Raw genomic sequence first — 13,881 nt, forward strand, 5'->3', positions numbered from 1 at the left:
ACAAAAATTATGGATTTACATCTTAAAATATGGAGACAGAAAGATAGAAAAAGTGAAGGAAAGCTGGTGAATTACGACCTCAAGGGATTGAACCCTCACATGTCTTTTCTGGAAATGCTGGATACGTTGAATGAAAAACTGATCATTGAAGGTGATGAACCCGTAGAGTTTGATCACGACTGCCGCGAGGGAATCTGCGGACAGTGCGGAATGATGATCAACGGCATTGCCCATGGCCCTTTAAAGCATACAACAACCTGCCAGCTTCACCTCAGGTCTTTTAAAGATGGTGAAACTATTCTGATAGAGCCATTTAAAGCTGAAGCTTTCCCGGTAAAAAAAGATTTAAAGGTGGATCGTTCTGCTTTCGACAGGATTATATCTTCCGGAGGTTTTGTATCGGTAAATACCGGCCAGGCCCCTGATGCTACAGCCATTCCTGTTACTCATCAAACCGCAGAAGAAGCATTTGATTCCGCAGCCTGTATTGGTTGTGGCGCTTGTGTTGCCACCTGCAAAAACGGAAGTGCAGCTTTATTTACCTCTGCCAAAATCACCCATATGGCGCTCCTGCCTCAGGGAAAGGAAGAAAGAAGCAAACGTGTTCTGGACATGGTCGCCCAGATGGATGCCGAATTATTTGGCCACTGTTCCAATACCGAAGCCTGTGAAGTGGAATGTCCTCAGGGAATTTCCGTACTGAATATAGCCAGGATGAATTTTGAATACAACAGAGCCCTATTTTTCAATAAAAAAGGATAAGTAAAGGAAGAATGCTAAAAATGATGCTATGTGAAAGAGCGAATTTGCAAATGCAGGTTTGCTCTTTCTATTTTTATAATGAATTTTTATGGATCAGTCTCAAAAGCTGAGGAAAATATTGCTAAAATTTGTGAAATTTAATGTAATGCAAAGTTTTTAGCACATTGTCTTATATTTCAAGGGCGCAAAAGATGGAATCAATTTCATTGATTCTTTCTAAGTAAATGCATATCCACTACATCTCCTAAAATATCACCAAGTTTTGTCCATGATCGATTTTTGTTAATCCATCATGGCCACTACCCTTGCCGGAGCTGCAGAACCACCCACAATCTTTAACGGAAATACACAGACTTTGAAGCCTGAAGGTGGCAGTGCCTTGAGATTGGTAAGCTGTTCTATATGCAGATATTCTTTTTCTATTCCTACGCGATGACCTTCCCAGAAATATTCAGGGTCATTCAGTTCTTTTGCTTTTTTAGCCATAAATTTCAAGGGAAGATCCCAACCCCACTGATCGATTCCCATTACTTTTACCCCTTGATCAATCAGCCATTCCGTAGCTTCACGGCTCATTCCGGTGCCCCTTTCTACAAAGTCTGAAGTTCCCATTAACTTGTCCCGATCAGTTCTGATTAAAACAATATTTCCTTCCTGAATAGTAATTCCGTTTTTGTGGAGATCTTTTTTAAGGTCATCTACTGTAATGGCGACAAAATCTTCCTTGTGGCTGCAATCTATGACAATACCATCTCCATAACACCATTCTAAAGGAATCTGTTCGATTGTTTTCGCGGGTTTTCCTTCTACTACGGGTCCATAATGCCAGGGTGCATCAATATGAGTAGTGGCATGAAGTCCCATATTTTTAATTGTATCATCTGCCCATCCTGTCCAGTTTTTAGGGAAAAGCCTGAAAGGAAGATTCAAAGCCAAACGGATCAGCCAATGGGATTTCCTGTGAGGTTTATGTTTAATTTTCACTCTCATAAACCAAGGATCTCCTGCATTGTACTGAATAGGTTTGGATAAATCGATAATGGTTGTTTTCATAGGATCGGCTTTGGGAATAAAGATAACAAATAATGCTCGTTTTGAATAAAGGTTTCTGAGTTAGAAGAGGGAGGCTGGAAGTTATGGAAGTCATAAAGCATAGCTTTTTCTCTTTTTTAAATTTTAAATTGATAATGTGAATGATCAGTAATTATAATGGAAAATAACTTCCCTCTTCCAGCTTCTGACCTTTTAAAATATTTTCGGAATCATAATTTTCCCGGGATCATTTTCATCATACATAATCTCTATAGTTCCCGTTTTGGGCACAGAGGAAAGGTTCAGAAGACTTACAATTTTTTTATAGGTTGCTATGTGTTCATTTCCTCTGAAATCTTTAAAGCTCACCTGAAACATAATTTGCGGCTGATCGTTAATGGTAACCCCTGTTTCACTGACACTGAGAATATGGGCTTCTGCATTTCTTCCACCAAAGAGAATACGTTCTTCATTTTTATTTTTAAAGAACTTACCCACGATCAGCTGAAAGACCAATACATAAATGAGCGTCATGAATCCACTGAAAATAATCGGATGCATGAAAGTAAGAAACCTCCAGCCAAAATCAAAAGATTCCCGCATGTAGAAATAATAGTATAATCCGATAATATAAGCAATTAATAATATGATAAAAGCTGTTCTTAATATCATCCCTGAAGTATTGAATCCTACTTTCTGATCATTTAAAATAAAATAGGGTTCCTGGGATACATCGGGGTTCAGCAACACCTTTACGGTATTACCAGCATCGAATCTTTTCTCCTGAGGCTTGGAATCGTGAAACATCATTTCATGCTCAATCATCGTATTTCTAAGATTGGGAAATGAAAGAACAATCTGAATGACATTCATATTGGTTTTGGGAATGTATTTCAGAAGCTGATAACGGATAACTTTTGCTTCCCTCGGGATTCCGTTTCTCAGAATAGAGTGAATGGTATTTTTCTGTTTAAAAGTTTTAATAAAAAGATTATTAACGAAAAACGCAAGAATATACAACCATATCAATAAAGAAAAACCGAGGTATCCATAGCTCACAGCCAATGAATTTCTCGGTTCTGTTGCAAGATCCTCCGTCATCATATAAATGAAAATCGGGAAGGGTACGCAGAAAAAGAAAAGGAAAATTCCCCAGAAAATGATCATAAATTTCATAACTCCTGTTTTGTAAACAGCAATAAAGTTATGATATTATTTATTAATTATGGGCTGGAAGAGGGAAGATGGAGCTGGAAGTTACTTTCCGTTATCATAACTGACCGTCAACAACCTTATTAATATTACCTAAAAGAAGATAAAAAAATAAATAGCAGTCCTTATGGCCTTCATAACTTCTTCCGGCTTCCAACTCTCTAAAGCTCTTCAATTATACTTCTTTCTCGAAGTAAAGCCTGTAATATTTCCCTTTATCATCCTCTCCCATTTCAATTTTCTGCCGGTCTCCATGGATGTAAATATGGAAATTTTTATCTAATTTGATGATACTTTTAAAGTGTCTCTGAGTCTTTTTTACCGCAGCTTCACTAATTGGGAATTCTTCAGCAATATTCACCTGCATATCCTGTTCATAATCTGTTTTGAAATTCACAAAACTTTCAATTACATGCTCGTCACCCAATACTTCGTTAGCAAATTCATCCAGTTTAAATTCTTCTTTTTCTTTGAAGAAGTTAATTGATTTATTCAGGAAATCTGCCTGATCAGCCTTTGAAACCTCAAATTCCTGGGGAAGTTGCTTGGTGATGTAATCTTTATACACCATTAAAGCTTCCTGGGTATGGAAATATTCGTCGTCACGCTGTTTTACTTTTAAGAAATCTTCAAACCAGTAATACATATCCCCGTTTTTGTTGTTATCCACTACGGAAAGTACATATCCTGTTTCTTTATTATTGTTGTAGATTAATGCTGCCTTATCTATTTTAGACAAACCGATTCCCTGATCTTTTTCAATGTCAAAAGATTCCTCTGTAGGATTAATCTTAAGGAAGGATTCCCTTTTTTCAGTTTTGAAAATCCCGATTTTATCTACCTTATCCGGACGGTCACTTTCATCCTCAAAAAGTACAATAAACAACTCCCCACTCTGAACCCTGGGATTTTCAGCCGCTTCGAAAAGGTGTTTTGCGATATTTTCAGATTCCCATATAAATTTGGATTTATCATCAAAAATTTCAGATACAGCGCTGTAAACTGGGTTGTTCACCAGATAGGTATCACTGTAAAAATGAAAAGTCTCTTCTGATTTGAATGATCCTAAAAAGTAATCCTCCAGCAGTTCTGCCATTCCTTCCTCCAGCTTCAATTCCTCCTGGGAAAGCGTTAAAGAATCTCCGTTGATCTTATTACCTACTCTGTGTACTATTATTTTTGAAAACATTTTCTGAATATTTGGACTGCAAAGATATTCATTCTATCCTTCCCATGAAACTGAATTTTTTAAACTCCAAATCGAAGATTCGACGAAGTCAAAAGACACAAAAGTTTTTATTTTCTTAAACACTTTCACCTTACAAGTTGAAAATAATACAGCTGAAAAGTTCACTAAGCTGATCAATAACTTAAGTGTTATAATTCTTTTGTGGTTCATCAAAAAGGTTCCTAATCTTTATGTTAAAATCTTATTGGGAGTTCCTTCAAAATAGACGCAAAGAAATATAATTCATTGTAAGTGAGCAAAGAATGGAAACAATGAATTGTTTCTTCTGAAGCATACCTTACTACCTCTTCATATTTCATATTCATTTTGATAAAATCCTTATCATTTTGAAATGCTTTTTCCAATTAAAACCATTATCAAAAAGTATAAAAATAATTGAATATCAATATATTAAACAACAATCAAATTCAAAGGTATACCATTGGCATCATCATTTTCAAAACATAAAAAAATGGACTTGAAGACATTGAACCGCATAGACAAATTAGGAAGATTAAAAAGCAGAGGTCCACAAACCCCAAAATGGCTGAAACCTTATCATCTTCTCTTTATCGCCTTTTTAATCATCTTCCTATTTGGAGCCTTCATCAAACTGTTGGAACAAAACCATATTTAATATACTATGAACTATTTACAAGCCGTACAGGAAATCACAGAAGTGGTTCCCGATTTTGAAAATGAAGTAAAAAACATTACAATTCAAAACTCGTACAGTATCATCCGGACTTTTACGGACCGTATTAAAAATATGATCCGCCAGAATGACAGGAATCTTCTGTTCAGAAGTTTACAAAAAATGGACAAAATTTATACTGACGGAGACCCTGTATTAAAGAATGCAATTGAAAATACTTTTATCTGTTCACTGGACAATTGTACCGTATTTTGCAGTAAAGAATACAGGAAAATGATTTTCAGCCATATTTCTGATAATCTCAGGAACACCTATTCAAGACAAATTTACAGTCATGGCATATAAACGTTTTGTTACATTTTTCACCCGTTTCATTACAAAGCGTTTAAATTAAACAAAATTAAAAATAACTCACAATCAATAGATTATGAAAACGAAAATCAGAAGGATTTCAGACTGGAAAACATGGAAAAACACGACTAACAGGCATAATACAGAGGTATTACTTATTCATCTCGCCGTGATTGCCGGTGTATTTATTTTTGCAGCCTGTCTGTAAATTTTGGTATACATTTCGCTGCAATAAAAAGTGTTTGAAAAATTCTTAATTATGATGAAAGTACAAATGCAAACTATTAATCAAAAAATAGCTGTTGAATACTTAAAATTTTTCTATCCGCCACTTCGCAATGAAATCACGCAGCTGTCTGTTCAAGACAATTTTGCGGGTGTTATACAGGCTACCATTAATTATCTGAAAGACCTGCTGCAGGAATCCAAGATCAATATTATTGCCCATCATATCAAACTGATGGACTGGATCTACAGAAATGGGAATTCCTATGTAAGAACCGTGATTGAAAATCTCTTTGTAAGATCTTTTGAAAGTTTTAAAAAACATGCCAAGATCCAACATTGGAAACTTCTTTACCAGTATATGCCTGTAAGCTTTCAGATTATTTATAATGAACAGCAGAAACAGGATCAGATGTACTTTGGGAAATAATTTAAAAACAAAAGGCGAAAAGGTAATTAAATTTACCTTTCGCCTTTTTTACTTTTCCGCCTTTGCTGTATTACAGGCAGCTTTCACTTTATTCTATTTCACTATTACGTGCAAAAACCCCTATTTTTGTAAAAAAGTACCGATGAAATACCCATTTTATGCTGCGTTGATATCACTGTCGCTGATCTCATGTGGAAATAATGACAGCACAATTGACGATCCGAGACCGATTGATAAAGAAGTGTATCAATTTGAATACAAAAGCTATGCTGTAAAAGGAATCATCCTTTACAAAGGATCATCCGGCAGTAAATCTATGCCTGAAGAATCTTATCTGAACAACTATTGGAGCATGTATAAAGAGCCGGCATGGAAGAAAATAATCCTTAATCTGAAAAACAATTCCATACAATTAGTGGCCGGGAACTCAGCTGATGTAACGTATAACATTAAAATCGTCAACGATTCGGTATTAATAAGCAACAATACATCTGGCTATATAGGAGATTTTAACAAAGAGAATGCTACTTTTACTTTGAAAAGAACATTACGATACATAAAACGTGAATCCAGAAATAATGGGGATGGCCTGACAATAGTTCAGAATACCTCTTTTGGGACTACTGAATATGACAATATGTTCGGAACACTTTTTACTGCCCCATCTGATATGACAAAATCTGAAGATCAGGTTTTATGGAGTAATATTGAGTATTATTATCAAAAACTGTAATCAGCAGATTACTATATAAACATCGCCCAAAATAGATTGATTTTGGGTGATTATTTTTTATTTCCTACAAACACCTTTTCAATTGTCTGTGCATAAAATAGCAGTAAAGCGTTGCCTGCTTTAATTTCGTAAAAGCTTTATTAATATGGCCTCTGGTTTCTCCTCGACTGCTTCTAACTGAAACAGGAACAGGGTTACAACGATAATAATTTTAGAGTACTTCATTTGATTTTACTTTAAGACCATACGAACGTAAGTATTTTGCAAGAAATATAATCATTCATTAATTTTAATTACTTTTAAGTATTGAATAATCTCAGCATCTCGCAGAAGTAAAAATATGATTGAAATAAGAAAATATTCTGATCAGACAGGACATCCTGAACCACGACGGGTCATTAAATACACTTTATTCTGGTGCAATCAGGGAAGTGCTGAAATCCTGATTGACGAAAATATTTTTGTTCTGAAAACCAGTCAGGCTGTAACCATTACCTCAGGGCAGTTTCATCAATTGAAATCAATAGACGGAGAACTTACAGCATTGGAATTTACACTGGATTTTTTCTGTAAAAGTGACAGTGATATTGAGCTTATTTTTCACAATGGACTTTTTTGTCATTTCGGAATGAATGAAATGATCACCGTACGACACCCTTCTTTTTTTACGGAAACACTAAACACCATTGAAAAAGAAATTCTGGAACAACCTTACCAATACCTGATCTCTACACATTCTCTGGTTGAATTGCTTTTGGTAGAAATCAACCGGAGCAAAATTGCCAGTGGTGATGAGATCTGGAAACCGGATGCTTTATTCTTAAAGTTCCTTGAAAGTGTGAGGGACAACTTCAAAAACAATTACCAGGTCTCTCATTTTGCAGATTTTTTGGGAACAACCGAAGCTAAACTGAATGAGGTTTCAAAGTTGCACACCAATAAAACTGCCCAGAATGTGATCTACAGCCTTATCATTTCTGAAGCTAAGAGACTTTTGCTCTATGAAAAGTTCACAATAAAGGAAATTGCCTACCAGCTTGGCTTTAATGATCCTTTTTACTTTTCGAATTTCTTTAAAAAACATACTTCGCGTTCTCCCAAAGAGTATCAGAAAGCTGTAAAAGAAATTTAAAATCAGCCAGGAAAATTATTAAAATTAACCGATTCACAATACCACTTTTCAACACTCTCTTCATCTAAATATTACATGTTTTTCCCGGAATTGTCTATTTTTCAGGCAGCAGCTTTACCTGAACTTTGTACTGTAATTAAAATCTAAAAATTATAGGTATGAAAACGCAACAGGATACCGCTGTTTTTTTATTGAGAATAACATTGGCTTTCGGATTTTTATCAGCTGTGGCAAGCAGACTGAACCTTTGGGGAACTCATTCTTCCGGATGGAAACAATTTGTAGATTATACTGCTGAAACGAACTCATTTTTTCCATCGTCATGGGCTTCTTCTATTGCCATATTTTCGACTGCTGCTGAACTTTCAATAGGAATTTTTCTGCTTCTGGGATATCAGGTAAAAAAGACAGCTTTATGCGCTTCCATTCTCACTTTACTGTTTGCCGTTGCAATGAGTATTTCTTATGGTATTAAAGAACCTCTGGATTATTCTGTTTTCACATTCAGTGCAGGTGCATTTCTGCTGAGTACTTTTTCCAACTATCCATGGAGCCTGGACAATTTATACAACAATAACAATTAATATATTATGAACACCAACATCCACGATTACATCGTAAAAACAGAACAGAAAGAATGGCAGCCTTTAATTGAAAAAGGTATCCACTATGAAGGAATTTTTGTAAAATCTTTAAAGTTTGACCCTGAAAAAAACAGGTCTACTACCATTCTTTTAAAATTCGAGCCAGGAGCTGGCTATCCTTATCACAATCATCCTGCCGGGGAAGAATTATTCATAATGGAAGGTGAAGCCATTATCGCTGGTGCCCATCTGGAACAAGGGGATTATCTCTACACACCTCCAAATTTTAAACATTCTGTACAATCCGAGAAAGGCTGTATGATTCTTTTTATAGTACCGGAGGAAGTAGAAATTCTGTAGTATTGCCTACTACAAAATAAAATGCCCTAAAAAACAGACATTTTTTTAGGGTATTCCATTTCACCGGGATTTTATAATTATTCATTAGGCTATGGTAATTCCGGAGGATGTATTTTGTATTGGTAGCTATTTAAGGTTTTTAAAAAGGCCACGATATCAAAAACTTCCTCATCCGTTAAATTAAGCCTTTCAATCATTGCAGATTTATGCGGAAACTTTGGATCGTTGATCTGGTGTCCTTCCGGTATTTCTTGACCCATTCCTGCATTATACATCATGATAACATTAGCCAGTTCAGGAAAAAGCCCGTTATGCATGTACGGCTTGTTTCCAGACACTTCCCTGAGTGTCGGTGTTTTAAACCTTCCCACATCTTCATTTTTTTGGGTAACCAGATACCTGCCAAGGTCTTGATACTTTTTGCCGTAATGGGTAAGACCCAAATTGTGGAATTTCTGATCAGAGAAGTAGGGTGTGTTATGGCAATTTATGCAATTGGCCTTGGTACGGAACAAATGAAGGCCGTTCAATTCGGAGTCTGTCAAGGCATCTTTTTTCCCGGAAACCAGTTGATCAAATTGCGAGGGCGGACTTTTCAAAGAACGTTCAAAGGTGGCTATTGCTTTGGTAATCTTTTCTTCAGTCACTTCTTCGTTTCCGAAAGCTTTCACAAAAAAAGGCTTATATCCTTTAATATCCTTAATATTTTTCGTTGCCAATGACATGTGAAAATTCATCTCTACAGGATTTTCTATGGGTCCTTTTACCTGCTCTTCCAGTGTTGCAGCACGTCCGTCCCAGAAAAAAGTTCTGGCATATCCAATATTGACTATAGTAGGAGCATTTCTGGTGCCGGTTTGCCGGCCATGGCCAAAAGAAACACGATTTCCGTCAGACCAGCCGGTTTCAGGATTATGGCAGCTGGCACAGGAAATCTGTCCGCTTCCGGACAATCTCGGATCAAAAAACAACATTTTTCCAAGCTCCATTTTATCTTCGGAATAAGGATTATCTTCAGGAAATTTCATCTCAGGTAAAGGACCTATATCCTGAAAACCTTCTTTAGCTTCATTAAATAAGTGTGGTGCCGGCCATTTGGACGGGTCTCCACTGCTATATAAATCACGAAGTTCTTCCATTGTATATCCTGTAGGATCATTAGAAGTATAACTCAGTAAACATACGATTCCGGCAATAGCCAGAAGAGCCAGATATCTGTCTTTCATTTGTTTTTAACCTGCTTTTGCTGATCTTTCATAATCAGCTAAATTATGTTTTAATTATCAAAAATGATCTTATCCAGATTATCACTTCCATTTAATACGCTTTACTCCCCGAAATGGTAAGGGCATGTTTAGTCTTTATCGAAGGGCAGCATCTCCCGTCATCTTCAGCATACTCCAGTTTTTCTACAATGATTTTTCCATTTTTGATAGTATCGAAGGCAAACAGGTAATCCGGTTCATATCCGGCGATCACCTTCACTTTATGTCCATCATTTTTATATAATGATAATCCCTGTCCTATCAGAGCATTTCCACCTTCAGGTGCAATATTCCAGTAAATCGCTACATCTTCTATCCCATCCCCGGTAAAATCCCCAACATGAGGATCCTGAAGATCAATGACTCCATCATAAGTCTTAAGAATTTTGGGTAAATAGGCATCAAATTGTTTCATTGCCAACTTTACAGCTTCTTCTTTAGAAATTCTGTCCTGGGAAGATTCTGACTCTTTTTCTTTGGATAAAGCCTTTTCTTCTTTCAGTTCATCTTTTTGATGTTCCTTACTGCCAGAATTATTACAACTCGCCAATACTGCCAAACTTATTATACCGATAATCTTTTTCATATATTTTGTATTTCCGAAGATAAAATTGAAGGGATAAATATACATCAATATGATAAAATCAGGGCAATTAAAAACCCGGTAAACATTGAGATTAAACGTTTTTTTATACAAAAAAGGAGTAAAAATCAAGCTTATATAAACATCACATATATGAATTCTTAATTTTAAGCAAATTTTAAGTCCTTTTGAAAAAAAGAGTTTTGAATAATTTTAATTTTACACAAAATTATCCAATGAAAAAGCTCATCTTGCCTATTGCCCTGGCAAGCACTGTACCGGCATTTGGCCAACAGAAAACGGACACTCTTAAAACTCAGGAAAATGCCATTGAGGAAGTTACTATTATTGCTTCTACCCGAACTACGCAAAAGGCAGAAAATTCGCCGCAAAAAGTAGAAATATTAGGAAAAGAAGAAATGGCTGAGGAAAGCGGGATTAAACCTGCAGGTATCGGAAGTCTCATTGGTGATATCAGCGGAGTTCAGATCCAGCAAAGCAGTGCAGTATCAGGAAACTCTAATGTCAGGATCCAGGGTCTTGATGGTCGTTACACCCAGGTATTGCGCGACGGAATGCCTCTGTTTGACGGATTCAGCGGCGGATTAGGTTTACTGAACATTCCTCCTCTTGATTTACAGCAGATCGAATTAATAAAAGGGTCAGCTTCCACATTATATGGTGGTGGGGCTATTGGTGGACTGGTTAACATGATTTCAAGAAAACCGGCTGCAAAACAGGAATTGACTGCTCTTGTTAACTATTCTACTCTTGATGAAAAAAATCTTAATTTCTTCGCTTCAAAAAGGCACCATTGGATCGGCTATACATTCTTTGGCGGTGTTACTCATCAAAATGCAAAGGATGTGGATAAAGACGGCTTTTCGGATGTACCACAGGTACGTTCCTTAGTAATTCATCCCAAACTGTTTTTTTATCCATCTGAAAACGCCGTTATCAGCCTGGGCTGGAGTGGAAGTTTTGATAAAAATGTAGGTGGTGATATGCAGGTTATTAAAGGAAATTCTGATAATATCCATCAATATTTTGAACAAAATAAGCTGCAAAGAAATACCTATGAAATATTGTACCAGCAAAAACTGAATGACGATTCTAAAATTGAGTTTAAAAACAGTTTAAGCAATTTCAACAGGAAGTTCAGCAGCAATGATAATTTTCTGAACGCTAAACAAAACAGCTATTTTTCAGAGCTTACTTACATCCGGCCTATGAAAAATATGAATTGGGTGCTGGGTGCTGATTTTCAGGGAAGCAAATTTGTTCCTCAAAACTTTATGTATTTCCAGGTTCCGCAATTTGAGAACAACAGTTTTGGGCTTTTTCTGCAGAATACGCTGAAATTTAATAAAATGACTGTAGAAACCGGACTTCGTAATGATTTCACCAACAATTACGGAAGCTTCTTTCTGCCAAGTATTGCAGCTATTTATCACTTTGACAGCCATTGGGCAGCAAGAGGAGGAATCGGGCTGGGATACAAAGTACCCAATGCTCTAGCACCACAAATGATAGATTATTCCCTGGAAAATATCCGTCCAATTGATATGAAAAATACCCGGGCTGAAAAATCTGTGGGCTACAATCTGGAATTTAATTATAAAAAGAAACTGGACAATGGGGATGCACTGTTTATCAATCAGGCCTTCTTTTTAACCTATATCAACCGTCCGGTTATAGGGCATACTGATCAGAATAATCAGGTTTTCTTTATCAACGAAGCTTCTCCCGTTGTATCGAAAGGATTTGATACCTATATCAAAGGAGATATTGATGAGTGGGAGTTTTATATAGGCTACACTTTCACGATGGCAAAATATACGTTTCTTCAGGATAACCAGTTCATTCCACTTACACCGAAACACAGATTTGCCATGACTACGATAAAGGAACTTGAAGACGGATGTAAAATTGGAGTGGAGGCTTCTTTTACAGGGCAGCAATACAGGATGGATTATACCAAAACACCTTCTTACCTATTTATGGCAGCGATGGTTTCTAAAGAGATCGGAAATCATATTACTGTTGTTCTCAATTGTGAAAACCTTTTAGACTACAGACAAAGCCGTAAAGAAGCATTGTATACGGGAAATATCAGTAACCCTACCTTTAATCCGCTATGGGCTCCTATAGACGGAAGGGTGGTTAATCTTTCTTTAAAATGGAAATTGTAATCCAGGTTCTCAACAGACAAAACAGCAGAATACAAGTAGAAAAAGCTTATAGCTCCGGCAATTAAAAATACATTTCTATATCTAGTATATTATGTTGCAGGCCGTTTTTCTTTTTCAATCCTTACATCAATATTAATGGCCGGGCTTCCTGCCGTTATTTTTTCCCAATTGCTGTAAAAAGTTCTTTCAAAAACAGTTCTCAATAATGCCGCACTAAAGCCAAAATCACCTTTAAACCCACTCATAACCTGTACAGAGACATAAAAATCTTCTTTATCAACCCAAACAGAATAATTATTTAGGTCAAAAGTAAATGTCCCGTCTATAATTTTATCTTCCGTTATTTCTGTGGTAAGGTTTTCCAAAAGAATAGACTCTGCAGGTTGTTTATTTTTATTAGAGTAAACATTGAAATTGAGAACTATAGGCTTATCGGTTTTAAACTTTGCTATATTAAGATGGATTTTCTCAATTTTCAACCTTTTTTTATTTGAAAATGGGATTGCAAATTCCCTATAAACTGCCTGATTAGAACCATTCGAGCTAAACCCGTAAAGCATTTTTTTTGCTTTTGATTTGACTCCAATATTTTTACTTTCAAAAGTTTTTGGGCTTATTTTTAATTCAGCAATTTCGTTGACTTTTTCTTTAAGAATAATAGTATGATTGTTTGAATTGATAAAATCTTTGACAATTTGTTCAAAAGAAAGATAACCTCCTAACTGAACGATTATTTTCTTAGATGTATCAATATTGGATAAGTCAATACTGTAATTTCCATTTTCATCTGTAAGTGCTCCCCTGTTTTCATTTTCAATTCCAATTCTCGCATAAGGAATCACTTGATTATTTTCTTTAGAAATAATTTTTCCAGAAATAATCTGAGAATTTGCAAAACTGAATAGTAATAAAGAAAAAAAGATAAACTTTATTTTCATATGTATATTTTTATGCCCAATTCTCAAATATACTATTTATTATCAGTTTTCATTAGCCACCTTATAATTAAAAAATGCCTGAGCAATTATAAAAAGCCTTCTATGAACCTGGCAGACGACACCAATAAAAACATAAGATCAGAAAATATCAAAAACAAAACCGCCTTAGATAGCTATCTAAGGCGGTTTCTTATATATT

Annotated in this window: 16 protein-coding genes; 10 read left to right on the forward strand and 6 right to left on the reverse strand. The window is 35.8% G+C overall.

Going from position 1 to position 13,881, the window contains the following annotated elements; translation table 11 throughout:
• Window positions 1–9: 9 nt before the first annotated feature.
• Window positions 10–762, forward strand: coding sequence for a succinate dehydrogenase/fumarate reductase iron-sulfur subunit (locus OK18_RS02225; RefSeq protein WP_053326950.1), 753 nt, complete (start codon window positions 10–12; stop codon window positions 760–762).
• A 282-nt stretch (window positions 763–1,044) separates the two neighbouring features.
• Here the strand turns inward: OK18_RS02225 and OK18_RS02230 are convergent, their stop codons facing one another.
• The 3 genes from OK18_RS02230 to OK18_RS02240 form a co-directional block, all read right to left on the reverse strand.
• Window positions 1,045–1,815 (reverse strand): cyclase family protein, encoded by a 771-nt coding sequence (locus OK18_RS02230; RefSeq protein WP_053326951.1) that lies wholly within the window; start codon window positions 1,813–1,815, stop codon window positions 1,045–1,047.
• Between the two features lie 192 nt (window positions 1,816–2,007).
• A complete protein-coding gene (locus OK18_RS02235) occupies window positions 2,008–2,970 on the reverse strand; it encodes a hypothetical protein (protein WP_053326952.1) in 963 nt (320 codons plus the stop codon).
• A 211-nt stretch (window positions 2,971–3,181) separates the two neighbouring features.
• Complete coding sequence (locus OK18_RS02240) at window positions 3,182–4,195, reverse strand: nucleoid-associated protein (protein WP_050020017.1); 1,014 nt, start codon at window positions 4,193–4,195, stop codon at window positions 3,182–3,184.
• A gap of 511 nt (window positions 4,196–4,706) precedes the next feature.
• Here OK18_RS02240 and OK18_RS21420 point away from each other — a divergent pair.
• From OK18_RS21420 to OK18_RS02270, 8 genes are all read left to right on the forward strand, one after another.
• A complete protein-coding gene (locus tag OK18_RS21420) occupies window positions 4,707–4,871 on the forward strand; it encodes a hypothetical protein (RefSeq protein WP_167336347.1) in 165 nt (54 codons plus the stop codon).
• 6 nt (window positions 4,872–4,877) lie between these two features.
• Entirely contained in the window at window positions 4,878–5,234 is a 357-nt protein-coding gene (locus tag OK18_RS02245; protein ID WP_050020015.1) for a DUF7674 family protein, read from the forward strand.
• A gap of 82 nt (window positions 5,235–5,316) precedes the next feature.
• Window positions 5,317–5,448, forward strand: coding sequence for a hypothetical protein (locus OK18_RS21825; protein ID WP_262483483.1), 132 nt, complete (start codon window positions 5,317–5,319; stop codon window positions 5,446–5,448).
• Window positions 5,449–5,499: 51 nt separating this feature from the next.
• Window positions 5,500–5,895: a DUF7674 family protein gene (locus OK18_RS02250; RefSeq protein ID WP_050020455.1), complete on the forward strand. Its 396-nt coding sequence runs from the start codon at window positions 5,500–5,502 to the stop codon at window positions 5,893–5,895.
• 142 nt (window positions 5,896–6,037) lie between these two features.
• Entirely contained in the window at window positions 6,038–6,628 is a 591-nt protein-coding gene (locus tag OK18_RS02255; protein ID WP_156173205.1) for a hypothetical protein, read from the forward strand.
• A 340-nt stretch (window positions 6,629–6,968) separates the two neighbouring features.
• Window positions 6,969–7,760, forward strand: a complete 792-nt coding sequence (locus tag OK18_RS02260; RefSeq protein ID WP_053326954.1) for a helix-turn-helix domain-containing protein — start codon at window positions 6,969–6,971, stop codon at window positions 7,758–7,760.
• A 158-nt stretch (window positions 7,761–7,918) separates the two neighbouring features.
• Window positions 7,919–8,344 (forward strand): DoxX family protein, encoded by a 426-nt coding sequence (locus tag OK18_RS02265; RefSeq protein ID WP_053326955.1) that lies wholly within the window; start codon window positions 7,919–7,921, stop codon window positions 8,342–8,344.
• 6 nt (window positions 8,345–8,350) lie between these two features.
• On the forward strand, window positions 8,351–8,704 hold the full coding sequence (locus tag OK18_RS02270) for a cupin domain-containing protein (RefSeq protein WP_053326956.1): 354 nt from the start codon (window positions 8,351–8,353) through the stop codon (window positions 8,702–8,704).
• 89 nt (window positions 8,705–8,793) lie between these two features.
• On the opposite strand, the gene OK18_RS02275 is transcribed toward OK18_RS02270, so the two are convergent.
• On the reverse strand, window positions 8,794–9,930 hold the full coding sequence (locus tag OK18_RS02275) for a cytochrome-c peroxidase (RefSeq protein WP_053326957.1): 1,137 nt from the start codon (window positions 9,928–9,930) through the stop codon (window positions 8,794–8,796).
• Window positions 9,931–10,021: 91 nt separating this feature from the next.
• The gene (locus OK18_RS02280; RefSeq protein ID WP_053329270.1) at window positions 10,022–10,555 is read right to left on the reverse strand and encodes a hypothetical protein; all 534 of its coding nucleotides are present in this window, start codon (window positions 10,553–10,555) and stop codon (window positions 10,022–10,024) included.
• 233 nt (window positions 10,556–10,788) lie between these two features.
• On the opposite strand from OK18_RS02280, the gene OK18_RS02285 reads away from it, so the two are divergent.
• Window positions 10,789–12,744 carry a TonB-dependent receptor plug domain-containing protein gene (locus tag OK18_RS02285; protein WP_053326958.1) on the forward strand — a complete coding sequence of 652 codons (1,956 nt, stop codon included), beginning with the start codon at window positions 10,789–10,791 and terminating at the stop codon, window positions 12,742–12,744.
• An 89-nt stretch (window positions 12,745–12,833) separates the two neighbouring features.
• On the opposite strand, the gene OK18_RS02290 is transcribed toward OK18_RS02285, so the two are convergent.
• Window positions 12,834–13,682, reverse strand: a complete 849-nt coding sequence (locus OK18_RS02290) for a carboxypeptidase-like regulatory domain-containing protein (RefSeq protein ID WP_053326959.1) — start codon at window positions 13,680–13,682, stop codon at window positions 12,834–12,836.
• Window positions 13,683–13,881 lie beyond the last annotated feature (199 nt).

Origin of the sequence: Chryseobacterium gallinarum (assembly GCF_001021975.1) — a bacterium.
Classification (GTDB): Bacteria; Bacteroidota; Bacteroidia; order Flavobacteriales; family Weeksellaceae; genus Chryseobacterium; species Chryseobacterium gallinarum.